This is a genomic window from Streptomyces sp. NPDC020597, assembly GCF_044335095.1.
GTDB lineage: Bacteria > Actinomycetota > Actinomycetes > Streptomycetales > Streptomycetaceae > Streptomyces.
In genome coordinates this window covers 70,144-94,306 of the sequence record NZ_JBIRUL010000020.1, presented here as the reverse complement: position 1 = coordinate 94,306, position 24,163 = coordinate 70,144, and the positions used below count along the sequence as shown (strand labels likewise).

At 71.3% G+C, this 24,163-nt stretch carries 21 protein-coding genes and 1 pseudogene; 14 read left to right on the top strand and 8 right to left on the bottom strand.

What is annotated here, in order from left to right:
• The first annotated feature begins 240 nt into the window (after positions 1-240).
• The 3 genes from ACH4ZA_RS28775 (at position 241) to ACH4ZA_RS28765 (ending at position 3,488) form a co-directional block, all read left to right on the top strand.
• The gene (locus ACH4ZA_RS28775; RefSeq protein WP_398432282.1) at positions 241-1,497 is read left to right on the top strand and encodes a helix-turn-helix domain-containing protein; all 1,257 of its coding nucleotides are present in this window, start codon (positions 241-243) and stop codon (positions 1,495-1,497) included.
• Between the two features lie 145 nt (positions 1,498-1,642).
• Positions 1,643-2,983, top strand: a complete 1,341-nt coding sequence (locus ACH4ZA_RS28770; RefSeq protein WP_398432281.1) for an AMP-binding protein — start codon at positions 1,643-1,645, stop codon at positions 2,981-2,983.
• A gap of 100 nt (positions 2,984-3,083) precedes the next feature.
• A complete protein-coding gene (locus ACH4ZA_RS28765) occupies positions 3,084-3,488 on the top strand; it encodes a hypothetical protein (RefSeq protein WP_398432280.1) in 405 nt (134 codons plus the stop codon).
• A gap of 20 nt (positions 3,489-3,508) precedes the next feature.
• Here the strand turns inward: ACH4ZA_RS28765 and ACH4ZA_RS28760 are convergent, their stop codons facing one another.
• From ACH4ZA_RS28760 to ACH4ZA_RS28750, 3 genes are all read right to left on the bottom strand, one after another.
• Positions 3,509-3,862, bottom strand: a complete 354-nt coding sequence (locus ACH4ZA_RS28760) for an antibiotic biosynthesis monooxygenase family protein (RefSeq protein ID WP_398432279.1) — start codon at positions 3,860-3,862, stop codon at positions 3,509-3,511.
• Positions 3,863-3,959: 97 nt separating this feature from the next.
• Positions 3,960-5,003: an SPFH domain-containing protein gene (locus tag ACH4ZA_RS28755; RefSeq protein ID WP_398432278.1), complete on the bottom strand. Its 1,044-nt coding sequence runs from the start codon at positions 5,001-5,003 to the stop codon at positions 3,960-3,962.
• 4 nt (positions 5,004-5,007) lie between these two features.
• Entirely contained in the window at positions 5,008-5,439 is a 432-nt protein-coding gene (locus tag ACH4ZA_RS28750; protein ID WP_398432277.1) for an NfeD family protein, read from the bottom strand.
• A gap of 308 nt (positions 5,440-5,747) precedes the next feature.
• Here ACH4ZA_RS28750 and ACH4ZA_RS28745 point away from each other — a divergent pair, with 308 nt between their 5' ends.
• The 7 genes from ACH4ZA_RS28745 (at position 5,748) to ACH4ZA_RS28715 (ending at position 11,924) form a co-directional block, all read left to right on the top strand.
• On the top strand, positions 5,748-7,433 hold the full coding sequence (locus ACH4ZA_RS28745; RefSeq protein WP_398432276.1) for a ribonuclease J: 1,686 nt from the start codon (positions 5,748-5,750) through the stop codon (positions 7,431-7,433).
• A 93-nt stretch (positions 7,434-7,526) separates the two neighbouring features.
• Positions 7,527-8,300 (top strand): spermidine synthase, encoded by a 774-nt coding sequence (locus ACH4ZA_RS28740; RefSeq protein ID WP_398432275.1) that lies wholly within the window; start codon positions 7,527-7,529, stop codon positions 8,298-8,300.
• Between the two features lie 35 nt (positions 8,301-8,335).
• A complete protein-coding gene (locus ACH4ZA_RS28735; RefSeq protein ID WP_398432274.1) occupies positions 8,336-8,821 on the top strand; it encodes a MarR family winged helix-turn-helix transcriptional regulator in 486 nt (161 codons plus the stop codon).
• 102 nt (positions 8,822-8,923) lie between these two features.
• Positions 8,924-10,408, top strand: a complete 1,485-nt coding sequence (locus ACH4ZA_RS28730; protein ID WP_398432273.1) for an MFS transporter — start codon at positions 8,924-8,926, stop codon at positions 10,406-10,408.
• A gap of 62 nt (positions 10,409-10,470) precedes the next feature.
• A complete protein-coding gene (locus tag ACH4ZA_RS28725; RefSeq protein ID WP_398432272.1) occupies positions 10,471-10,956 on the top strand; it encodes a pyridoxamine 5'-phosphate oxidase family protein in 486 nt (161 codons plus the stop codon).
• 120 nt (positions 10,957-11,076) lie between these two features.
• A complete protein-coding gene (locus tag ACH4ZA_RS28720) occupies positions 11,077-11,493 on the top strand; it encodes an SRPBCC family protein (RefSeq protein ID WP_398432271.1) in 417 nt (138 codons plus the stop codon).
• Positions 11,493-11,924, top strand: a complete 432-nt coding sequence (locus tag ACH4ZA_RS28715; protein ID WP_398432270.1) for a MarR family winged helix-turn-helix transcriptional regulator — start codon at positions 11,493-11,495, stop codon at positions 11,922-11,924. The genes ACH4ZA_RS28720 and ACH4ZA_RS28715 overlap by 1 nt, the downstream gene beginning before the upstream one ends.
• Positions 11,925-12,031: 107 nt before the next feature.
• Here the strand turns inward: ACH4ZA_RS28715 and ACH4ZA_RS28710 are convergent.
• A pseudogene (locus ACH4ZA_RS28710) lies at positions 12,032-12,219 on the bottom strand (diacylglycerol kinase); the annotation flags it as partial.
• 96 nt (positions 12,220-12,315) lie between these two features.
• Positions 12,316-15,723: a hypothetical protein gene (locus ACH4ZA_RS28705; protein ID WP_398432269.1), complete on the bottom strand. Its 3,408-nt coding sequence runs from the start codon at positions 15,721-15,723 to the stop codon at positions 12,316-12,318.
• A gap of 165 nt (positions 15,724-15,888) precedes the next feature.
• On the opposite strand from ACH4ZA_RS28705, the gene ACH4ZA_RS28700 reads away from it, so the two are divergent.
• The gene (locus tag ACH4ZA_RS28700; RefSeq protein ID WP_398432268.1) at positions 15,889-16,302 is read left to right on the top strand and encodes a cytidine deaminase; all 414 of its coding nucleotides are present in this window, start codon (positions 15,889-15,891) and stop codon (positions 16,300-16,302) included.
• Between the two features lie 636 nt (positions 16,303-16,938).
• On the opposite strand, the gene ACH4ZA_RS28695 is transcribed toward ACH4ZA_RS28700, so the two are convergent.
• Positions 16,939-17,505, bottom strand: a complete 567-nt coding sequence (locus ACH4ZA_RS28695) for a GNAT family N-acetyltransferase (protein WP_398432267.1) — start codon at positions 17,503-17,505, stop codon at positions 16,939-16,941.
• Positions 17,506-17,687: 182 nt separating this feature from the next.
• Entirely contained in the window at positions 17,688-18,125 is a 438-nt protein-coding gene (locus tag ACH4ZA_RS28690; protein WP_398432266.1) for an Lrp/AsnC family transcriptional regulator, read from the bottom strand.
• A 169-nt stretch (positions 18,126-18,294) separates the two neighbouring features.
• On the opposite strand from ACH4ZA_RS28690, the gene ACH4ZA_RS28685 reads away from it, so the two are divergent.
• The 3 genes from ACH4ZA_RS28685 (at position 18,295) to ACH4ZA_RS28675 (ending at position 21,549) form a co-directional block, all read left to right on the top strand.
• Positions 18,295-19,572 (top strand): ArgE/DapE family deacylase, encoded by a 1,278-nt coding sequence (locus ACH4ZA_RS28685; protein WP_398432265.1) that lies wholly within the window; start codon positions 18,295-18,297, stop codon positions 19,570-19,572.
• 520 nt (positions 19,573-20,092) lie between these two features.
• Positions 20,093-20,860 (top strand): hypothetical protein, encoded by a 768-nt coding sequence (locus tag ACH4ZA_RS28680; RefSeq protein ID WP_398432264.1) that lies wholly within the window; start codon positions 20,093-20,095, stop codon positions 20,858-20,860.
• 383 nt (positions 20,861-21,243) lie between these two features.
• Entirely contained in the window at positions 21,244-21,549 is a 306-nt protein-coding gene (locus ACH4ZA_RS28675; protein WP_398432263.1) for a WhiB family transcriptional regulator, read from the top strand.
• Positions 21,550-21,614: 65 nt separating this feature from the next.
• Here the strand turns inward: ACH4ZA_RS28675 and ACH4ZA_RS28670 are convergent, their stop codons facing one another.
• Positions 21,615-23,165, bottom strand: coding sequence for a polysaccharide lyase family 1 protein (locus ACH4ZA_RS28670; protein ID WP_398432262.1), 1,551 nt, complete (start codon positions 23,163-23,165; stop codon positions 21,615-21,617).
• Positions 23,166-24,163 lie beyond the last annotated feature (998 nt).

The following is a 24,163-nucleotide window of genomic DNA, read 5'->3' as shown; positions in this document are numbered from 1 at the left end:
GCCCGACCGGAACGGCCTCGATCGCAGGTCCCGGAACCCCGAGGATCGACTGGCCGTGACCCCCGGCCCCATCGGAGTCCCGCGACGGATGCCAGAAGGTTGCCAACCTGACCTCAGTGTCATTACCAAAAATTGACAACCGAACTGACAACTGCCAAACTGTCGGTGACATGGGGGTGGGGGAAGCCGCGATCAACGGCTTCCCCCACCCCCGTATACGTGGCAAGGGAGGGTTGAGCCGTGGTCGATCGGTCGGACTTCGGTAAGCGACTGCGAACGCTCAGGCAGGAACGCGGAATGTCTCAGGCGCAGTTGGCCGGCGACGAGATGTCCGCCGGCTATCTCTCCCGCCTGGAGTCCGGTGCGCGCCCGCCCACCCCCAAGATCGTCTCCTACCTCGCCGAACGGCTCGACGTGGCCCCGTCCGCGTTCGACGCCCCGCCGGTCGCGGAGGAGGCGCCGGTCGCGGACCTGGTCCGCGCGGTCACCGCCACACCCGACGGCGACGGCCGGGTCGACGAGCTGCTGGAGCGTCTGACGCGCCACCAGGCCGATCTGTCCCTGCCGTTGCGATGGATGGCGTTGTGGTCACTGGCCGGGATCCGGTCGGAGGGCGCCACGCACGAGGCTCAGCTCCCCCTGGGCCAGGAACTGCTCCGGACCGCCGAGGAGAGCGGCATCCCCGAGCTGCGTGTCCGCTCGCTGGTCCACGTCTCCCGGATCCACCGCTCGCTCGGTGACATGAAGGCCGCCAACGCCTGTGCCGACGACGCCTATTCCACCGCGATCGAGCATGACGTGCCCCGCGCCGACACGGTGCGCGCGCTCATGATGCTGATCTCCACGGAGGCCGAGGCCAGCCAACTGCACGACGCACTGAGGTATGTGGCGGACCTGGAGGTGCTCTCGAAGGACACCACGCGGACCATGCGGGTCGAAGCCCTGTGGACCGCGGCGAGCGTCTACGTGCGGCAGGGGAACCACGCGGCCGCCGCGGCCCGCCTGGCCGAGGCGCTGGCCATGAGCAGCAGCGCCGACGACCTGCGGCTGTGGGTGCGGCTGCGCTTCGCCGCCGCGTCGCTCTACCTGCAGATGCACCCCTGCCGGCTCGCCGACGCACAGCAGATCCTCAAGGAGGTCGAGCCCGCACTCGCCCTGGTCGGGGACGCCGGTCAGCGCCTGGAGTTCCGCACGATCCGCGCCCACGCACATTTCCAGGCGGGTGAGCTCGACGCCGCACGCGCCCTGTGCGAGGAGATCCGCCCGGACGCCAAGAAGCTCGAGTTCCGCGACATGATCCGGTTCGAGGTGCTGGTCCATCTGCTCGACATCATCTCCGGGCAGGTGGAGGCCGGGGTGCGCGCCATCGAGGCGCTGGCCGGCAAGGCGCACGAAGCGTCCAACATGGATCTCGCCGCGGAGATCTGGAAGAACCTCGCGGAAACCCTGGCCTTCGTCCAGTCGGCGAAGTCCGGGCCCGGGGCAGTCGATTCATAGCCCCCACCTCACGGTCCCCGCCCGGTCCCCCGCGCTCGCCGTCCCCGCCTCGCGTTCTGCTCCGAGGCGGGACGCACGGGCCTGCGCCAGGGACTTCGGCGGCAACGGACAGGGTGGGTCCATTCCCTGAGCTGGAGGAAGCACAGTGATCACCGATCCCGCCCTGGCCACCCGCCGGGCGCCCGCCGTGCGCACGCCTCACGCCGCATCCGCCCCCGCCCCGGCACGGCCCGCGAGTCCCGGTGCGCGGACCGCCGCCGCGGCACGGACGCTCTCGCCGTCGGCGTCACCGAGCACACTGGACGCCCTGTTCGCTCAGACCGCCCGGCGCCACCCGGACGCGGTCGCCGTCCAGGACGCCCGCGGCGAACTGCGTTTCGCCGCGGCGGAGTCGTGGGCCGCACGCCTGGCATCGGTCCTGGTGCACAGTGGCGTCCAGCTCGGCGATCCGGTGATCATCCACTGCGACGACCACCGGCAGGCGCTGGCAGCGCAGTTGGCCGTCCTGAAGGCGGGAGGCGTGTGCGTGCCCGCCGCGCACGGTCTCGGCCGTTCGCAACTGCGGGGCATCGCCTCGGTCAGCGGCGCCTCGACCGTCCTGTGCAGCCGCTCCACGCGGGAAGCCTGGTCGCGGCGGTACACCACTCTCCCGCTCGACGACGAGGACACCCGCCGGCGGATCACCGCTCAGCGGCTGGAACCGGCACTCCCCCTCTCCCACTCCAGGGAGGCCGCCTACCTGCTGGTCGACGACGGCGGCCGGCACGGGCTCACCGGGCACCTGGTCGACCACCACGCCTGGCGGCTCGCCGTGGCCGAGCGGATCCGGACGGCGGGCCCCGCTCCGCGCCGGGTCTTCGTGGCCGGACCGCCCGCAGGCCCCCGCGCGCTGTCCGCGATGTGGTGGGCGTTCGCCGGCGGAGGCTCACTGCGCACACTGCCGGGTACGGGAGCCCCGGCGCACCGCGACGGGACGGTGTCCGCCGCCGTGTTCAGCCCCGAGGAGTACGACGCCCTCGTGGACGTCCTCCCCGTCCGGCCGCGGCTGGTGCAGCTGGTCGGCGGTCCCGTGCCGAGCGACCTCGTGGCACGACACTTCACGGCGCTGCCCGGCACCCGGCTGCGTGCCGACTTCGCACCCGCGGACGGCGCCCTGCCCTGGATCTCCCGGGAGTTCACCGCGGCCGGCGGCACGACGTCCTGGGCGGGCACGATCGGCGCCCCGCTGCCCCAGGTGCAGGTGAGCGTGGTGGACGGCCGGGGCCGACCGCTCGCGGACGGACAGACGGGCGAGCTGTGCGCAGCCGGCCGCGCTCTCCCCTTCGACACCGTCCGCCGCCCCGGGCGCGCCCTGCCCGCCTGGGAGGACGCTCCGCTGCTGCGTTCCGGAATGTCCGGCCGACGCCTGCCGGGCGGCGCGTTCGAACTGGTCGATCCGCCGGCGGCGGCCAGGGAGGAGAACCGGGTGGGGGTCGAGGGGCGCTGATGCTCACCGATCGCCCCTGGCCGCTCACCGGTCGCCGCTCGCGCCGCCGAAGCCGGAGAAGGGCGTGGAGGGGCGCCGGCGCCCCTGGCAGACTGTCGCCATGCCGCAGGACGATCTCGAGACAGTGCAAGGCGAGCTCATCAGGACTCGCGCGGAGCGCGACGCACTGCGACGAGAACTCGGCGACCTGAGAGCCCTGCTGCGCATGAAGCTCGGCGTCGCCACGGACGCCGAGATCGTCGACGAGGTCCAGCGCCTGTGCGACGAGCTGGCGGGACTCACGTCGGCGGAGCAGGCGGACGACGGGCGGTGGTCGGGAATCGACGGCCTGATCACGGAGAACCGCAGGATCCACGCGATCCAGGCCATCCGCACCGAGTTCGGAACGAGCCTGCAACTGGCCGTGGACCTGCTCAACGAGCGCTACACCCGTCTGCGTCACAGGCATCCCGACCGCTTCCGCGAAAGCGCCGACACCTACTGGGACGGCTTCCGCTCCTTCTGACAGCGGCTCCCCCGGCGGGCCTACGCCCGCGTGAACCCGTGACTGCGCTCGACCTTCGCCACGTGCAGCGTGTAGGCCTCGTACCACTCGGCGCGCCCGCGCTCCTGCGCCGCGAGGTGCTCGGCGTCGCACCGCCACTGCGTGAGCTCGTCGGCGTCGCGGAAGTACCCGACGGTGATGCCCAGCCCGCCGGGGGTCTGCGCGTGATCCATCCCCAGATATCCGGGGACGTCCTTCACCAGCTCCTCCATGCGTGCGGCAGTCTCGGCGTATCCGCTCTGGTCCTGGGTGCGCACCGTGGTGAACACAGCCACGTAGTAGGGGGGTTCGTAGGCGTCGACGGGCACGACAGGCGCTTCCGAATGATCACTCATGGCACCACCGTAGGACAGGATCCGCCCGTCGATCGGCGTCTTCGCCGAACCGGCTCCCTGACGCGTCCCCCTCCGACCAGGCCGACGAGGCGTGCTGTCAGCGAGAGGGCTCGCCCGGGAGGGAGTCCGGCGGCGGAGTGCCGCGTTCGGCCCTGGCCGCGTCGGCGAGGGCCGCGGCGGCGGCTTCCGCCGCCTGGGCCGCGTCGTCGGCGGCCTGGGCGTCCATGTCGTCCCCGGGTCGCTCACGAGTGGCCGGCGACGGGGGCAGCACCTCGCTGAAGGCTCGGGACATGCCTTGGAGCGCGGAGGTGATCTCGCTGGGGATCACCCAGAAGTTGTTGCCCGGACCCTGCGCGAGCTGGGGCAGCGTCTGGAGGTACTGGTAGGCGAGCAGCTTGGGATCGGGGTCGTTGCGATGCACGGCCTGGAACACCTCGTCGATGGCCCGGGACTGGCCCTCGGCCTGGAGGATCGCGGCGGTGCGGTTGCCCTCCGCGCGCAGGACGGCGGCCTGTTTGTCACCCTCGGCGGTGAGGATCTGCGACTGGCGCTGCCCCTCGGCCCCCAGGATCGCGGCCCGCTTGTCCCGCTCCGCCCGCATCTGCTTCTGCATCGCGTCCTTGATGCTCTGCGGGGGGTCGATGGCCTTGATCTCCACCCGGTTGACCCGCAGCCCCCATTTCCCGGTGGCCTCGTCCAGCACGCCCCGGAGCTGGCTGTTGATGGTGTCCCGTGAGGTGAGCGTCTTCTCCAGGTCCATGGATCCCACGACATTGCGCAGCGTGGTGACGGTGAGCTGCTCGACCGCCTGGAGGAAGTTCGCGATCTCGTAGAAGGCCGCCCGCGGATCCGTGACCTGGAAATAGAGGACGGTGTCGATCTCGACGACCAGGTTGTCCTCGGTGATGACCGGTTGCGGCTTGAAGGAGACGACCTGTTCCCGCAGGTCGATCACTCCGTGCACACGGTCGATGTACGGGATGACGAAGTTGAGGCCGGGATTCAGGGTCCGGAGGTAGCGGCCGAGCCGTTCGACGTTGCGGGCGCGCGCCTGGGGCACGATGCGCACCGCCCGCACGACGGTGAAGACCGCGAACACGGCGACGAGCAGGCCGGCAATCAGGAACGCCGAGGTTTCCATGGTTTCAGTCCCGGGGGTAGACGATCGCGGTGGCTCCGTTGATCTCTATGACGTCGACGGTTCTTCCGGCGGGGATCACCAGCGTTTCGTCGTAGGCGCGGGCCGTCCATTCGTCGCCGTCGATACGGACCCTGCCGCCCAGGCCCGTCACCTCCGAGACGACGAAGGCGCCCTTGCCGATCAGGGCGTCCACGCCGAACCGTGCCGCTTGCGGCTGGAGCACGTGGCGCAGCGCGATGGGGCGCACGAACAACACCGTGGCCACGGCGACGACCGTGAACACGGCGAACTGGAAGGGGAGCGGCAGCCCGACCGCCGCGGACCCCGCCGTGACGAGGGCGGCCGCGCTCAGCATCCCGAGTGCCGCGGTCAGCGTGAAGATCTCCACCACAGCCAGGACCGCTGCGATGATCAACCAGATCAGCCATGGTTCCATGACGTGCCTCTTCTGACCGGTGCCGGCATGAAAGGGCGGGACTCCCACCATTGGACCCCGAAACGGGACGGTTCAGGTACCCCTGGGCGGGCAATCCCCGGCGATCCGACGGTGGCACGTCGGCCATGCCACGCCCGGATCGACCGCTTCACACCCCTCATACGGGTTTCTACCCCTCAGGGAAGATCACTCCACCCGTGCCGCCGGGCGGGGCCGGGGGCGCGCGCGGCCGGGCCGCGCGGCGCGACGCAGGGCGGCACAGGGCAGGCGGTGGATCACACCGCCGGACTCTTCGGTAACGTGAGGTCATGAGCCATCCGCACCCAGAACTCAAAGCCGCCCCGCCCTTGCCCGAAGGCGGGCTGAGGGTCACCGCCTTGGGCGGCTTGGGCGAAATCGGTCGCAACATGACCGTCTTCGAGCACGCCGGCAAGCTGTTGATCGTGGACTGCGGTGTGCTGTTCCCCGAGGAGAACCAGCCCGGGGTGGACGTGATCCTTCCGGACTTCACCTCGATCCGTGACCGCCTGGACGACGTCGTGGGCATCGTGCTCACCCACGGGCACGAAGACCACATCGGTGGCGTTCCCTATCTGCTGCGGGAGCGGACGGACATCCCGGTCATCGGCTCGAAGCTCACCCTCGCATTCCTGGAGGCCAAGCTCAAGGAGCACGGCATCCGCCCCCGCTCGGTGCGCGTACGCGAAGGCGACCGGCGCCGCTTCGGTCCGTTCGAATGCGAGTTCGTAGCGGTCAACCACTCCATCCCGGACAGTCTCGCCGTCGCGATCCGCACCGGCGCCGGGATGGTGCTGCACACCGGCGACTTCAAGATGGACCAGTTCCCCCTGGACGACCGGATCACGGACCTGCGCGCCTTCGCCCGCCTGGGCGAGGAGGGCGTGGACCTGTTCCTCACCGACTCCACCAACGCCGAGGTCCCCGGCTTCACCACCTCCGAGCGCGAGCTGAATCCCGCGATCGAGCAGGTCATGCGCACGGCGCCGCGCCGGGTCATCGTCTCCAGCTTCGCGAGCCATGTGCACCGCATCCAGCAGATCCTGGACGCCGCGCACCAGCACGGCCGTAAGGTGGCCTTCGTGGGCCGTTCCATGGTCCGCAACATGGGCATCGCCCGCGACCTCGGTTACCTCAAGGTCCCGTCGGGCCTGGTGGTGAGCACCAAGGAGCTGGAGAAGCTGCCGGACCACCGGATCACGCTGGTGTGCACGGGCTCCCAGGGCGAGCCGATGGCCGCGCTGTCGCGGATGGCCAACCGCGACCACGCCATCCGCATCGGCAGGGGCGACACCGTCCTGCTCGCCAGTTCCCTCATCCCCGGCAACGAGAACGCCATCTACCGGGTGATCAACGGCCTGACCCGGTGGGGCGCCAACGTCGTCCACAAGGGCAACGCCAAGGTGCACGTGTCCGGCCACGCCAGCGCCGGGGAACTCGTCTACTGCTACAACATCGTCCGCCCGCGCAACGTCATGCCCGTCCACGGCGAGTTCCGCCACCTGCGGGCCAACGCCGACCTCGCCATCCGCACCGGCGTCGACCCGGACCGCGTCGTCATCGCGGAGGACGGCGTCGTCGTCGACCTCGTCGACGGCCGTGCCTCGATCACCGGCAAGGTGCCCGCCGGGAACGTCTACGTGGACGGCATGGAGGTCGGCGGCGCGACGGAGGCGTCCCTCAAGGACCGGGTCACGCTCGCTCAGGAGGGCGTCATCACGGTCGTCGCCATCGTCGACGCCGACACCGGCGCCCTGGCCGAGGCTCCCGACTTCCTGGCCCGCGGCTTCGTCCATGACGACGCCACCTTCGAGCCGGTCGTTCCCGTCATCGAGAAGACGCTGGCCAACGCCGCTCAGGAAGGCGTGGGCGACGCCCACCAGCTGGAACAGCTCATCGCCCGCTCCGTGGCCAACTGGGCCTTCCGCACGCACCGGCGCAGGCCGCTGATCATCCCCGTCATCATCGACGCCTGACCGGCCGGACCGCTCCACCGCTCCCCCACGCCCCCGCTCCCTCGCCGGAGCGGGGGCGTCAGCCGCCCCGGCTCACACGCGAAAGGTGAACGGATGGGCCTGCGTTTCGAGGAGATCGACTGGCAGCCGACACCCCTCGGCGAGATCAGTCTGCGGCGCCGGCGCCACCCGGTCTCGGGCGACGACGTGTACGAGGTGAAACTCGGCGACGAGTTCCTGATGTCCAGTCTCTTCACCGCCGGCGAGATCGCGCTCACGGAGCTCGCACTGGCCGAGCTGCCGGACGCCGAGGGGACCGCACTGGACGTCGCGGTCGGCGGACTCGGGCTCGGCTACACCGCCCGGGCGGCCCTGGACGACCCGCGCGTGCGCTCGCTGACCGTAGTCGAAGCGCTCGCCGAGGTCATCGACTGGCATCGGCGGCACCTGGTGCCCCTCGGCGCCGGGCTGACCTCCGACGAACGCTGCCGCCTGACACACGGTGACTTCTTCGCGCTGGCCGCCGACCCCCGCGGCCTGGACCCGGAAGCCCCGGGCCGGCGCTTCGACGCCGTCCTGCTGGACGTCGACCACTCGCCGCGTCACGTGCTCCACCCGCGCCATGCGGCCCTCTACCGTCCCGCCGGACTCCGCGCGCTCGCCGAACACCTGCGTCCCGGCGGGGTGTTCGCGCTGTGGTCGAACGATCCCCCCGACGAGCAGTTCATGTCGGCGCTCTCGGAGGTCTTCGCGCACACGTCGGCCCGGGTCGTCGGTTTCGACAACGCCCTGCAGACCGGCACGTCGACCAACACGGTCTACCTGGCCCGCACGGCGCCCGGCACAGCGCCCGGCACGACGCCCTCCAGCAAGGTCTCTTCCGGATAATCCGTCTCGGATCCAGTTGCCCTACCCTGGCAGACATGACCGCCATGGCACCCAAGCGCACCGAACCGGACCTGTCGTTCCTCCTCGACCGCACCAGTCACGTCCTGCGCAGCAGGATGTCCGCCGCCCTGGCGGAAATCGGCCTGACGTCCCGCATGCACTGCGTCCTCGTCCACGCCCTGGAGGAGGAGCGCACGCAGGTCCAGCTCGCCGAGCTCGGCGACATGGACAAGACGACGATGGTGGTGACGGTGGACGCCCTGGAGGCGGCGGGCCTGGCCGAGCGCCGCCCTTCCCGCACGGACCGGCGGGCCCGGATCATCGCCGTGACCGAGGACGGCGCGCGCGTCGCCGGGCAGAGCCAGGAGATCGTCGACCGCGTGCACCGCGACGCCCTGGCCGCACTGCCCGCCGGGGACAGGGAAGCCCTTCTGCGCGCCCTCGAACACCTGGTCGCCGACGACCTGGCGCATCCCGTCGAGACCCCTCGCGCCGCCCGGCGGGCACGCCAGACGAGGTGAGGGGGCCAACGAGAGCAACGTAAGACCGAAGCAAATAGTCTTCAACAAAACTATCTGCTACGGTCTCTCCTGTCGTCCCGACCGACCGACAGGAGGCCCCCCATGTCCACCTCAGTGAGCCCCGCCCGCTTACCCGCCGCAGCCCGCACACGTCGGCTCGCGCTCGCCGTCGTCGCCGCCGGAATGCTGATGATCGTCCTGGACGGCTCCATCGTCACCGTGGCGATGCCGGCCATCCAGGACGAGCTGGGATTCACCCCAGCCGGGCTCAGCTGGGTCGTCAACGCCTATCTCATCGCGTTCGGCAGCCTCCTGCTGCTGGCCGGCCGGCTCGGCGACCTGATCGGCCGCAGGCGCATGTTCCTGGCCGGCACCACGCTCTTCACCGCCGCCTCGCTGCTGGCCGGCGCGGCCACCTCGTCCGCGGCGCTGATCGCCGCCCGCTTCCTCCAGGGCATCGGCAGCGCCATGGCCTCCGCCGTCGGCCTCGGCATCCTCGTGACGCTGTTCACCGAGCCGAGGGAGCGCGCCAGGGCCATCGCCGTCTTCAGTTTCACCGGCGCGGCCGGCGCATCCATCGGTCAGGTCCTCGGCGGCGTGCTCACCGATGCGCTCGACTGGCACTGGATCTTCTTCATCAACCTGCCGATCGGCGTCGCCGTCCTCTCGACCGCCGTACGCGTGCTGCCCCGCGACGTCGGCCCGGGCCTCGAAGGGGGCGCCGACGCATGGGGCGCAGGCCTGGTCACCGCCGGTCTGATGCTCGGCATCTACACCGTCGTCAAAGTCGAGGAACACGGCTGGTCGTCGGGGCGCACCCTGGGCACGGGAGCCGTCGCCGCCGCCCTGCTCACCGCGTTCCTCGTGCGTCAGGCCACCGCCGGTAACCCCCTGATGCCGCTGCGGATCTTCCGCTCGCGCAGCGTCCTGGCCGCCAACCTGGTCCAGGTCCTGATGGTCGCCGCGCTCTTCTCCTTCCAGATCCTCGTCGCCCTCTACCTCCAGCAGGTGGGCGGATACGGCGCCGCCGAGACCGGGCTCGCGATGCTCCCGGCGGCCGCCGTCATCGGCGCCGTCTCACTGGGGGTCTCCGCCCGTCTGAGCACCCGGTTCGGCGAGCGCGGCGTCCTGCTGGCGGGCATCGCAGCGCTCATCGGCGTCCTCGCCCTCCTCAGCCGCCTTCCCGTGCAGGCCCATTACGCCGTCGACCTCCTGCCCGCCATGCTGCTCGCCGCAGGCTTCGGCCTCGCGCTGCCGGCACTGACCGCACTGGCCATGTCCGGCGCCGACGAGGAGGACGCCGGTCTGGCGTCCGGCGTCTTCAACACCACCCAGCAGATCGGCATGGCGCTCGGCGTCGCGGTCCTGTCGACCCTGGCCGCCTCCCGCACCCGGAGCCTCACCGCGGGCGGGCACACCACGGCCGAAGCGCTGACCGGCGGATACCGGCTCGCGTTCGCGGTCGGAGCGGGGCTCCTCGTCGTCGCCTTCGCCCTCGCGTTCACGATGCTGCGCCGTCCAGGACGCCGAACCGCCGCGGAGCCGTCCGCCGGCACGGCGGCTCCGGCCCACGCGACGAAGGCCTGACCGCCACACCCGTCACCGCACACCCGTCACCGCCCGCACGACTCCCCCGAAAGGCTGATCCCATGAACGACCACGCCGCCCACGAGACCACCGCCGACGTCACCGACTCCCGCGCCGAGGGCGTCACCGACGGGAGCGCCGGCTCCGGCGCCGAGAACGACGGCCCGGCCCCTCGCGCGCTCTCCGGCCAGGAGCTCTCACGTCTGCTGGAGCAGCAGCGGTTCGGGGTGCTCGCGAGCGTCAGGAGCACCGGCCACCCCCACCTGTCGACCGTCCTGTACGACTGGGACGCCGAGGAGCGCACACTGCGCGTCTCCTCGACCGCCGACCGGCTCAAGGTCCGCCAGCTGCGCCGGAACCCGCACACCTCACTGCACGTGAGCGGCCCGGACGTCTGGTCGTTCGCCGTGGCGGAGGGCGAGGCCCGGATAGTCGACCCCGCCGACGAAGCGGTCTCCGGCGAGCCGCTCCCCGACCGGCGGGTGACCATCGTGATCCGGGTGTCCCGCCTGTACGGGACCGCCCTCGACATCCCCGCCCAGACGTGAACGACGGCGACGCCTCACGGCCGGGGACGGCCGGTGAGGCGGCGCGAATACCGCTCGCCCTCTGGACAGATGGTCTTCGCACAGATAGTCTGTGGACACATCATCTTCGCGGAGGCATTCATGTGGGAGTACGAACACGCCGTCGAGACCAGCGCCGCCCCCGAGGCGATCTGGCGGCTCTGGGCCGACGTCGACAACTGGGGCCTCTGGAACGCGGAGATCGAGAAGATCGAGATCGCCGGCCCCTTCGCGCCGGGCACCCGGATCACGATGACACCGCCCGGGGACGACCCGATCGAGCTGCACATCGCCGAGGCCCGGCAGAACGAACTGTTCGTCGACGAAGCCCGCTTCGGCGACCTGCTGCTGCGCACGACGCACCGGATCGACCCGATCGGCACCGGCCGCGTCCGAGTGGTGTACCGCATGGAGATCACCGGCCCCGGGGCCGACGAGGCAGGCGCCCACATCGGGCCCGGGATCACCGCCGACTGGCCCGACACCATGGCCGCTCTGGTCGACCTGGCGCAGCGCTGATGCCCCTCGACCCCGAGGACAGCCCGGGACTGCTGCTCTGGCACGCCACACTGCGCTGGCAGCGCGACATCGCCGCAGCACTGGCCCCCCTCGAACTCACCCATGTCCAGTTCGTGTTGCTCGCCTGCACCTGGTGGCTCAACTCCCAGGGCGAACACCCCAACCAGCTGGCTCTGGCCCGGCAGGCGGGCACCGACGTCAAGATGACCTCCCAGGTCCTGCGCACCCTGGAGCTCAAGGGGCTCATCGAGCGCGAGACCGACCCCGCCGACACGCGCGCCAAGCGACTGCGCGTCACCGACGTCGGCGCCGAGCTGGCCCCGCGCGCGGTCGCGGCCGTCGAGCTGGCCGACGCGCGCTTCTTCGAGCCGGTGCCCGTCGAGGACGCGGTGGCGCTCCTCCGTCGGCTGGCCCGTCCGCAGCACCCCTGAGACCGGCGCCGGGGGCAGACGCGCGGGCCGTTCGCCATCGGTGACCGCACTCTGGAGATTGAGCCGATGAGGCAGCGGGGCGGCCCGATCCCGCAGCCGGGTCAGCCTCAGGTGAGCGCCGCCCTCCGGAGCCGCCTCAGTCCCTGGGGGACTTCACCGGAGGGACGCCGGGGCGGTTACGGGGCACCCGTACGCGCAGGGCATGGGGCCGGATCGTGCGGCATACGGGGGTCGGCAAGGCCGAAGCCTCACCGTCGACACCGACCTCGATCCCGGGTTCGTCCGCGTCGACCATGCCCCCAGGATGCCGAGAGGACGCCTTGATTCTCTACCGGTCAGCACCTGCCGCTGACCGAGATCTCTGGTGCGTCTCACCCCCGCCGCGGAGCGGTCATTCCTTCTCCGTCATGACCCTGTGCGCCTCGTGGCGCACGTCGGCGCTCGCGTGCGTGCGCAACCGGCGCAGCACAGAACGCCATTCCTCGGGCCAGCGGAGCGCGCCGCCGGTTGCCCTCACCAGGCCGACCGCCAGCAGGCCCGTGGTGGTACCGCCGTCTCGGGCGAACCGGTCGGCCTCAGCCAGCAGGGTTGCGACGCGCCACGGAACAGCGCGCGACGCGCGCGACGCGCGCGACGACCACAACCGCTCGGACGTGTGCACGGCGACGCTCACCCCGGCGCCTTCGAGGGCGTCCGCGAGTTGCTGGAGCCGCTCCATCAAGGCGGCCGACCCCACGGCGTGCTCCACCAACCCGACCAGCAGCCCGGCTCGTTCACCGATCAGCAGGGGCTCCGGCGCCAACTGACCGGCGACCGCGTCGAGCAACTCGGCCCCCGCCCCTTCCACATGGCCGAAGTACGTCAGATTCCGTAGCCGCTGCAGCGCCGGCAGGTCCCGGCCCTCCTGCGCCTGACAGCCGCCCTGCGCCGTGTGCATCGCCGCCAGCAACTCGGCCACCGCACCGTGGTAGACGCTCCCCGGCGCGGCGCCGCCCAAGGGGTGCGGCAGTCCGGACAGGGCCAGGTCGCGCAGCACGGACCCGGCGGTCTGCCAGTACGCACGCTCGTCGAGGTCGCAGGCCGTACGGGAGATGCGTACCGCGAGTTCGGGTGAGTAGCGGCACCACGCCCCCATGGCGCGCAGCAGGCCGTAGCCGCTCCCGACGCCCTCCGTGAGGGCCAGGGCGGCGTCGTACACCGCGACGATCACCGCGGAGTAGGCACGACGGTGCGTCTCGGTCAACTCCCAGGGAGTGACGTCCAGGAGGGCTTCGTGCACGGGGCGGGTGTCGCCGCGAGCGACGTCGTCGAGGAGGCGCCAGGCCTCCGGCTCGCCGAGCAGCGGCGGCAGAGCGCGCACGACGGCCGCGCGCACGTCCGGGTGGCGGTCGGGAGCGCCGAAGGCGTTCGCCAGCAGGGCCACCGCCCGCCGGGGCGGCAGGAACCCCGCGGCGAGCCGTACGGCCTCCTTGCGGGAGGTCACCTTCACCGGCCGCTCTGCGGTGAGCAACGCGTCCAGCGCAGGGGCGAGTTCGGACGGGGCGGTGAATCGGGCGACGCGGGACGCCGCGTACACGGCGACCCTGGCACGGTCGCCGTCCGCCTGCTCCAGCAGCGCCGGCAGGACGGCGTGCGGCCGGTCGGTCCAGGGCAGCGCGCCGAGGGCCGCCTCGGCGACGACCACTTCCGGGTCGTCCTTGTGCGCGAGCGCCAGAGCCCTGCCGAAGCCGGGCACCGGGGCCGCGGCCCGGATGAGGGCGGCTCGTTCGTCGAGCGGCAGCGAATCGTCCGCGACCGCCTCCTCGACCAGCCCGACCGCCCTGCGCTGCTGGCGCGGCAGCCACCGGTCGCTGTCGCCGAGGTCGGGCAGCGGCCGCCGGGCCCCGTCCGTCAGGAAGCGCCCGTACGGCGGCGCGGCGCCGAGCAGGGTGTCCAGCAGGTCCGTGCGCTGCCGGGCGAGCACCCGCAGCACGGACGGCAGGACGACGGACGACGGCTCTAGCGCGACGATCCTGGCGACCCGTTCGCCGCGGGTCTTTGGCGCGGCCAGCCACAGTTCGGCGGCCGCCCGGAACGTCGCGTCGTCTCCGCGCTCCACGGCCGCGGCCAGCCGCTCCTGCACCTCGGGCATCCGACGGGCGCGCGGTCCCAGTGCGGTGGCCAGGCCCAGCAGCAGCCGGTAGTCGGCCCTCCCCGCCCCGGCGTCGAGCCAGGGGCGCAGTGCGTCGAACACCTGGTGTTCCTGACCTCGGCGCAGGGTCCGGTGCAGCGGACCGAAGTCGGGGACGCCGACGCGGCCCGTGATGCCCTCCAGGGCGCCCAGCGCCCAGTCCCGCAGGTCCGACGCCTGCGCCGGAGCGTGCTCCACCAGCACCCGTACGGCGAGGGTGCGCAGCGCCGACAGGGTCTCGGCGGAGGTGTCCCGTGCCTCCAGCGCACCGGTGGCGATCGCGTCCAGGAGCGGGGCGTCGCCTGAGCCGAAGAGCCGTGGGTGCGTCCAGGCGAGTGCGCCGAGCGCCTCGGCGCGCACCGGGTCCTGCTCGTTGCGCAGCCGCCGGGCCATCGTGGCCAGCATCTCCGTGATCGCCCCCCGGCTGCCGTCCCGGGCGGCGCAGGCCACGAACAGCGGCCAGGCGGTGGCCCGGTCGTCGGCGTCGAACCGCCCGATCCCGGCGAGCAGCGCGGGACGTGCGTCCTCGATCGGGCCGTGGGCGAGGATGTCCAGCTCCTCGAACCAGTAGTCGGTGCCGTCGAACCCGGCCTTCGCCCGCCGGACTTCCGCCGAGCGGCGCTCGCGCGTCAGCAGGCCGAGGACGCTCAACGCCGGGTCCACGCCGCCCGGTTCGACGGCGACCGCGTCGATGAACGCGGGGCGCCGGCCGGGCGGGATCGCCTTCACCAGCGCCGGGAAGTGACTGCCGCGGGTGAGCCAGTGCCGGCCGAGTGCCGCCAGCGACGAGGGTGCGGCCGCCCGCACGAGCCTGTGCAGCACTCCGGACGGGGGAATCGGCTCGTAGCGTTGTTCACGGCGGTCGGGCGAGGTGATCCAGCGGATGACGCGATCGGCGTCGGCGGTCACCAGGGGGCTCAGTCCCCGGTTCAGCTCGGGCGGGAGACTGCCGGGGCCCTGCCGTTCCAGCAGCGTCAGCACCCGCTCGGGGCGCATCGGAGCGAGCGCCGCGACCATGGTGGCGTGCCGGCGCCACCACTCGTCCCGCTGCTCCCCCTCGGTCCGGTCGGCCAGCGCCCGCCCTGCGTGGTCCAGCACCGGGTCCGGATGCCGGCGCGCCAGTCGTGTCCAGTCGTCGACGGCGTGTGCCAGCCCCGACAACTCCCGTGTCACGAAAGGGGTGGAGCAGGCCGGAAGCAGCCGCGCGGCCTCGGCGTCACCCCACTGCGCGCGCATGCGCGCCACCAGTCGCTCGGCCAGTGCGCGACGGTCCCCGCGGCCGAGCAGACGGGCCAGCCGGATGCGCAGCACGGCCGGTGCGTCGGCGTACGCCTCTTCCACCGCCTCGTCCGGTAGGGGCAGTTCCCGAGCGCCGCGCAGCGCGTATCCGGCGACGACCGGATCCGGGTCGGCCAACCGCTCGGCGAGGAAGCCCCCGTCCCGTCCCACCAGGGCCGCCAACGCCGCCAGCCGCCGCTCGTACGGCCCGCGCCCGTCCAGCTCGGACAGCAGTGGGGCGAGTGCCCCGTCGTCCGCGAGCCCGCGTGCGGTTCGCGCCGTCAGGGTCAGGCGGGCGGGGAACGGCAGCGGTTCGAGGGCGGCGAGCAGTTGCTCCGCGGTGATCGGCATCCGCCGATTGTGCCCGGCGGGCTCTGCTCGAGCGAGTGAACAGACGCCCTGCCCCGGCTCGCCCCCGTCGGCGCACACCCCGTGATCGCAGGCGTCGCCGATATCCACTTGCGCGCGCTCCTCGCGCAGGTCAACGTCATCTGACCCCTCACGAAGGCGAAGAAGATGACCACGCAGACCCACCCCGTCGACCACGAGCTCATCCAGGCCGCAGCGCAGGTCGCCCGCACCCGCTGTCGGGGCGACAACCACACCGTGGCGGCGGCGGCCCGCGATCGTGACGGCCGGATCATCACCGCGGTGAACGCGTACCACTTCACCGGCGGTCCCTGCGCCGAGCTGGTCCTCATCGGCACGGCAGCCGGCCAGGGCTCCTACGAGCTGGACACGATCGTCGCCGTGGGTGACCGCGAGCGCGGAGTGATCCCGCCGTGCGGCCGGTGCCGGCAGGCCCTCCTCGACTACTTCCCCGCTCTCAAGGTCATCGTCGGCGACGGCGACCGCGTCCGCACCGTGCTGATCACCGACCTGCTGCCCCACACCTACGTCTGGGCCGCCCACCAGCTCGACGCGGAGTGAACCGCCGGTTCCGTCGTCGGCCGTCGGGCCGTCGGGCTGTCGGGCTGTCGGACGGGGCCTGTCGGACGTGCGGAGGGCACACCGCAGGTGGGGTGGGCGGAGCGCCGGCAGCGGTACGCACGCTCGACGTGCGAGCGGGCGTCCACCGGGTCATCTTGGGGGGAGAGACGGTATGCCGTCGCCGTCACCTCCACGTCTGGAGGCACCATGCATTACGACCCAACGGACGCCCAGAAGAAGGCCTTTGAGGAGAGCGAGGCCGATCCCCACAGAGTCGGCGAGCACACGGGACACGTCCGGGAAACCACCCGGGTGAGACTGACGGACGACGGGCTGGGTGGGCCCGACCCGAGTGAGCGCGTCCGCTGCCTGTCCTGCCCGTGCCCCGACTTCCAGGCCGGCGGCCCGCTCGGGCGATGCAAACGCAGCAGCTGCCGCCACGCGATCAGCGAGCACGACCTGCCCACCTGAGCGCCCGGTGGTAGAGCGGATCGACGTCGCCAGTAGGGGCCGCCGCGGAACTGACCCCCGCGTCCCGACCCACCGGCCCACCGGCCCACCAACCCACCGGCCCACTGACTCACCGACTCGCCTGCGGGACGGGCGCGAGGGTGTCAGCGGCTCGTCGGTGGCTCGTCAGTGGCTCGCGCGACGTACGTGCAGGTGGCCCGGGTGGGGGAAGGAAGGTGGCGCCGCAGGCAGAACGCGGTGGAAGTCGAACCGGCTCTTCTGCGCGACCCGGCACGACGCCCGGTTGTCCACCTGGTGGAGGAGTTCGAGACGCTCCAGCCCGTCGGCTTCGAAGGCGCCGAAGGCCCAGCCGCAGAGTGCGTCCACGGCGCGAGAGGCCACTCCCTTCCCACGGGCGTGGGCCGCGGTCCAGTAGCCCACCTCGGCGGCCGGTTCGCCGGACGCGACGCCCTTGAGGACCACACTGCCGAGCAACGGCCCGCGGAGGCCGTCGGGTTGCGCCTCGAGGACGGCGAAGTTGAACCGGTCCCCCGCCGACCAGCTCTGCTGCTGGGACCGCACCCACCGCGTCCCCTCTGCTTCGTTCCGCACGGTGTGGCTTGTCCACCGGCGCAGTTCGGCATCCCGGAACGCCTCGGCCAGCGGCGCTGCCTCCTCCAGGCTCCAGGGGCGAAGAACGAGCGCGGGAGCAGCCGGCGTCGCGGCGACCCGGAGAACGACAGGACTGATCACCGGCCGATCATATGCGGCGGCGCCCTCACCGGAGTCCGACCTGCTCCGCCCTGACCTGCCGCTTCGGTCTCCTCTTCGATGTGCGCTTCGGTTTCCGCTTCCGTCAGTCGGCCCCTTCGAGCGCCACCGCCGGCCGGCGGACGACGTGAGCCTCGGCGCTCGCGGTGATCCCACGGTGTCGCTCACACGCGAGGCCGGTTCAGCAGCCGGGAGAGCACGATGGCGCTCTCGGTCCGTTCGACCGGAGCGGTGGCGCGCACGCGTTGGATGGCCTGTTCCAGATGCGTGATGTCTCTGGCGAGCATGTGGACGACCGCGTCCGCGGCGCCGGAGACGGTACAGGCTTCGACGACCTCGGGGATGCCCTCCAGGGCTCGGCACAGTTCGGCGGGGGTGGGATTGCCGGTGCAGTAGATCTCGACGAAAGCCTCGGTGTGCCAGGCCAACGCCTGAGGATCGATGAGAGCGGTGAAACCGCGGATCGCGCCGGTGGCCACCAGACGGTCGAGACGCCGCTTGGCGGCGGGCGCGGACAGCCCGGCCGCCTTGCCGATCTGGGCGTACGGGGCGCGTGCGTGGTGCATCACGTAGCGGATGATCGCTTGATCGATGGCGTCCATGACCTCACTCCAGACGTCAGAGCCCGCCGCTCGGCGCAAGGAATCGCCGTGAGCCCGCTGACATTGCAAGAAAGCGACGGTAGGCAGCATCAAATGGCGATTGCTTGCGTTGCCCGCCGAACATAGTCTCCGGCTTGTCCTGATGTCACGTGCCGGGAGAAGTGTCGAGATGACAGCACGTCTGAGCGATGTGGAAGCCTCCGCGCTGGGCGCGGTGGACGAGGCGGCCATCGCCCGGTTGCTGCTGGAACTCCTCGCCGTCCCGAGCGTGACGGGGAGCGCCGCGGAGTCCGAGATCCAGCACGTCCTGGCCCGGCGTCTGGAGCGGATGGACCTCGATGTCGACCTGTGGTCCATGAATTTGCCCGAGCTGCGTGCCCATCCCCGGTTTCCCGGCAGCGAGGCCCCGCGCACGGAGGCGTGGGGCCTGGTCGGCGGCACGCGGCCCCAGGGCGACGGGCCGACCCTGGTCCTCCAGGGGCACGTCGACGTCGTCCCCTCCGGGGACCTGGCGCGATGGGAGGGCGACCCCTTCCGCCCCCGGGTCGCCGGGGACGTGGTGCATGCCCGAGGAGCGTGCGACATGAAGGCGGGGGTGGTGGCGATACTCGCCGCCCTGGCCGCGATACGGGAGGCGGGCGCAAGGCTGCGCGGCCGACTGTCCGCGCACTTCGTGGTCAGCGAAGAGGACGGAGGACTCGGAGCGTTCGGCACCCTCGAACGCGGCCACACCGGTGACGCCTGCATCATCACCGAACCGACCGGCGGCGCGCTCATGACTGCGAACGCCGGCGCCCTGACCTTTCGCATCCAGGTACCCGGCCGGGCCACCCACGGCAGCACCAGATACGTGGGAGTGAGCGCCATCGACGCCTATCTGCCCATCCACCGCGCGCTCGCCGACCTGGAAGCCCGCCGCAACGCCGGCTGCGACCCACTCATGTCCGAATACCCCATCCCCTACCCGCTGTCCGTCGGCACCGTCCGTTCCGGCGACTGGGCCAGCAGCGTGCCCGACCTGCTGGTGGCCGAAGGAAGACTGGGCGTCCGGCTGGGCGAGGACCCTGCCCGGGCACGCACCGAACTGGAGGCGTGCGTGGCCGAAGCCTGCGCGGCCGACCCCTGGCTGCGCTCCCACCCGGCCACGGTGACGTGGCCCGGCGGACAGTTCGCCAGCGGGCGGCTGCCGGCCGGGCATCCGCTCGCAGCCCGGGTCGGCGACGCGCACGCCGACGTCACCGGCGGCCCGCGACCAACTGAGCGAGGCGCCCCGTACGGCAGTGACCTGCGACTGTACGCCGGGGCGGGCATCCCCACACTGCAGTACGGCCCCGGCGACGTACGCCACGCACACGGTCCGCAGGAACAGGTCCGCGTGAGCGAAGTCGTCACCGTCACCCGGGCACTGGTGCTCGCCGCACTGCGCACGGTCGGCACGAAGGAGTAGCCCCCGGCGGCGGCGCCGACGGTGCGGAGGCGCGGCAGCGCCGAAGCGGCCGACTGGAGTGGTCGACGGCCGACTCGGGCGCTCAGTCACAAGATCACGCACCCGGGTGCTTCGGTCAACTCTGCGATCAGCGAACCGAGTCCGGTTCAGCCCGAACTCGGCAGGCCGGCGAGCAGTGCCGCGGCGGCCCTGCCGAAAGGGTCGATGCCGCCGGCAGCGCGACAGAGGATGTGCGCGCTTTCGCCGTGACGATCATGAGTGTGGCCAGATCAGCGGCCTGGGACGGGCTCATTCACAGCCCCGCTCCGCCCGAACGACACAATGCGCCCGGCAGCGGCCTTTCGGGCACCACGCGGAGGCCGAACCCAGACAGTACGGCGGCACCGCAGATTGATCCCGCCCGACGACTCGACGCCCCACTGCAGGGCCGTGCCGCACGAGCTCACTGCCGCACATGATTGCGGTTACCGACGCAAGGGCATACCAACGCTCAAGGGCTGAGGGGACCTCTGGGGGGCGCATGCTGGCTTCGAGCTATGCCGGAATCTCATACGAAGCCTGGAGCCTCCTCTTCGGCTGCATCCAAACTGTCACAGTCTTCACGGCGCTTGTCTTCGGCATTTCCCAACTGCGGATCGTGCAGCGTCAGCGCAGTGCGGAGTCGCTTTCTTCGATGCACACAGAGTGGCGTGAGATTGAAAGCGAGGCGATGTACCTGCTTTACGATGTGCCTGCTTTCCGCGGGTCGCTGGACGACCGCGCAAGCCAGCTCGTCGACTGGCTGGCCTCCAACACAAGGCCTTCTTCGTCACCGCCGGACGGACAGCAGCAATGCGAAAAATACCTGGAGTACGCACCGCTTGTCATCAATGCCCTGAGTAACCTGTCGGCCTATCTCGAGAACTCGGCCCTGCGCGAAAAAGCCCTGTTCTCTCAAATGCATACGCGCCTCTTGGAGATCTACTACGCCCTGGAGCCGTACATTCTCCTGGTGAGTTACAGCCGCCAGTCCCGGTGGGGACTTCGGGTCCGCAGGCTGGGAATAGGAGCCGCACGCTATCACCTGCGATCACGCGTTCAAGCCGCATACGGCCTGTCTTTGCGTGGCGTCAACATACTGCCCGAGATCAGGTCTGGAATATCCGACCTCCCCAGGGGTGGGAAAACTTTCATTCCCGGCATGCGGCAGTGCGCCGAAAGAGACAGGCGCGACATGGACCGGATCGGGAGCATTGCCGCCCAGCACGTGGAGTGGGAAAGGGTGGCGGAGATTCTGCGCAAGGTATGACCTCCTTCCGCTTGCGGGATCCCAGCCACGACGCGACGGATAGCCCGGCACGGGGAGCCGTGATCGCGTTCATGAGGTGAGCGCAGAGCCCTCGGCCATGCGGAAGTCGAGCCCCCGCCGAGGAGCCCTGCGGCCCATCGGGCGGGCGGCCCGCGAAGCTGTGGTCGACCGGGCCTTCCGGACCCCGGGGCGGTCGAGCCCGGTCCACAGCAGCGACCGCTTCGTGCCGTCGCGGTCCTGGATCGCGGGCGGGCCGCCGTCACCCCCTATCGCAAATGAGACATACAAGCCTAAGATGCTCGGAACCTCTGCCGGAGTCGCGGCGCTGTGGCGCGCCGCGACCATCGCTCGTCCTGCCCTCGGGCGGCTTTGAGAGGTGCACCATGACCCGCTCATGTTGCGAACACCCGGAATCCGACGACTGGCGCGAACGCGCCGCGTGCATCGGAGAGGATCCCGAGATCTTCTTTCCGCTGTCGGACGTCGCGGCTCCCGGCGCGGAGGCGTCCCTGGCCCGCGCCGTCTGCCGCCGCTGCGCCGTGCTCGTCGCCTGCCGCGACTGGGCCCTCGAGCACGGCGAGGACGACGGGATCTGGGGCGCCACCACGGCTGCCCAGCGTCGTGCCATCCGAAGAGCGGCCATGGATCCGGCACCGCAGGCCAGACGCCACGGGGGCGGGGCGGGCTGAGTCGAGGGGTCGGCGGGAGGGAACCGGCCGGCCGCCTGCGCGGCCGGCCCGGCGTCGCCGTTCGGTCAGGCGTAGGTCTCGAACTCGGCCACCTTCGGCGTGGCGCTGGACCCCGTGATCTCGAAGGTGACCTTCTTCAGTGAGGTGGCGGTGAAGGAGATCGTGCCCGCTCCGCTGCCCGAGGACAGCACCGCCCCGGTGTCGCCGTTGAGCACCCGCCAGGAACGGATGTCGCCCGCGGCTCCGGCAGCCTCCCGAAGGGTCACCTTGGAGATGGCGGTCGTCGTCCCCCACTTGATCGAGATGGATCCGGTGGAGCCGGCCGGTGACCAGTACGTGCTCGCGTCACCGTCGCGGACATTGCCGTAGCTGGTGCCGGACGCCTTGCTGGAGCCGTCGGCGGCCGCGGCCGCACCGAGGCTCAGGTTGGCCCCGGTGGGCGCCGACGATGTAGCGGTGGGCGTCTGCGTGGGCGTGGGATTCGAGGGGGGCGTCGCGGTCGGCGTCGTCGCGGCGCAGTTGCCGTCCGACACCTTGAGCCCGGTGTTCGCGCCCGCCGTCGCGGTCACGATCGCCGACACGCAGGACGCGGCGTCCAGGCTGTAGGCGTAGGGAATGGCGACGGTCGTGTTCGACGTCGGGTTCGGTCCTGCGGGGTTGTTGTCCTCGCCCCGCGCCGTCCACGTCACGTTGTCGAAGACGTTCCCGCCGACCTGCCAGTACCCCGGCAGGTCGGTGTAGAAGGTGCCGAGGACGTCCTTGGAGTCCTTGAAGTAGTTGTTGTCGACCTTGGCCTTGCCGCCGGCGCGGGGATTGATGCCCGATTCGTTCAGCCGGACGTAGTAGTTGTTGTAGATGTGCGCGGTCGCGCCACGCAGCAGGGGCGTACGGGAGTCGATGTTCTCGTACCGGTTGTGGTGGAAGGTGACGGGACCATTGCCGAGGTCGCTGTCGCTGGAGCCGACGAGGCCCCCTCGACCGGAGTTGCGCAGGACGCTGTAGGACAGCGTCACGTACCGGGTGTCGTCCTTCATGTCGAACAGGGCGTCGTAGCCTGCCGATTCGCCGCCGGAGGCGGTCAGCGTGGCGTGGTCGACCCAGACGTTGTGCACGTCGCGCTCCATGCCGATGGCATCGCCGCCGTTGGAGGTGGGCGAACCGGACTTCTTCACGTTCTGGACGGTCACGTTCTGCACGATGATGTTGCTCGACTGCCGGAGGTGGATGCCGATCTGATCGAACACGGCCCCACCGCCGACGCCGACGAGGGTGACGTTGCTGATGCCCTTCAGCTCGATCACGCCGGCGGCGGTGTTGCAGCTGCCGCCCGACACCTTCGCCGTGTTGCCGACGGTGACGGTCCCCTCGACCTGGATGACGATCGGGGTGCTGCTGGTGGCCCGGCTGCACAGGGCCTGGTGGATCTGAGTGCCCGTGGTGGCCCTGACCGTGGCCCCTCCGGCGCCGCCGGTGGTGCCGCCGTTCTGGGTGGCGAACCCGGTCGCGCCGGCGCCTGCCGCCGACGCGGCGGGCAGCGACAGGACCATGCCGGTCGCCGCCGCCAGGGTCAGCGTGCCAAGTGCCGCGGAGAGTCGCAGAGCGACTGGCTTTCTCATTCTCGCCTCGTTTTCGTCGTCGAGTACCGGGGGTGCCTGCCTGCCACGTCCTGGACGTGTCCGGCCGTCGAGGGCCGTCGTGAGCAGTCAAGGAGCCCCCAACCCGTCATGCTCATGTCATTCATTTGGACGACTTGGCCCTGCCGGCCCATTGCTGTGTCAGGCCCGCCGCGCATACGGAACCGGCGGCGGTGTCGCTTCCGTACGAGCGGGGCGGTGTTGCTGCGATGCGAGCGGGAAACGCCGCCGCGGGCGGGAGACCGACCGGCTGAACGGGCTGGGGAACTGCCGGCCGGCGGCCGTGGCGAGCAGGCTCGTCACGCGGCCGCGGCCGTGGTGTGACCGCGATGCAGCGATGCATCCGCGCCCGGAACGCACTCCCGGGCGGCCCGGGGTGCAGCCCGAGCCGAGCCGGGAGTGCGCCCCGGAGTTCCGCGGCGCATCTCGGTGCGGTCGGCCCGGGTCAGCCTCGCGCCGGATCGGTATCGGCGCGTAGGCATGTCCCACGGCTGATACCGCGGGCCGCTTCCCCGCCACGTTCGGCAGCGTCGGGAAAGCGCTTTCTCTCCGCGAGGATAGGACGACCTCTCGCGGGTGACAAGTATGTGAACGCCGATCGATCGTCGAAATGTTGTCACCACCCTGAAGCTGGCCCACAGACGCAGATCACACTGAACAGACAGGGATTTCCGCAGGCGACCCCGCCCCGCCCCACCACGCCGCTGTGCACATTCGAGTTCATATACGTGATCAATGTCTACCGATCTGCCGCAGGACGGCTCGTGCCGAAGCGGTTCCCTCTGTGCTCCCCCCGCGCCTGCGTCGTCGTGGTGGTCGTGCGGCTCGTTGTCTCCGCCTGCGAGCCGGGGGGAGGGGCCATGCTCGCGCTGCTGCTGAGCAAGTGGCACGACCGGCGGTTGCCCCGCCTGTCTTGCCTGTCCCGTTGACCGCCTGACCGGCCGGCCTTGAGCCGACGACGCGCGCAGCCCGGCGGTGGC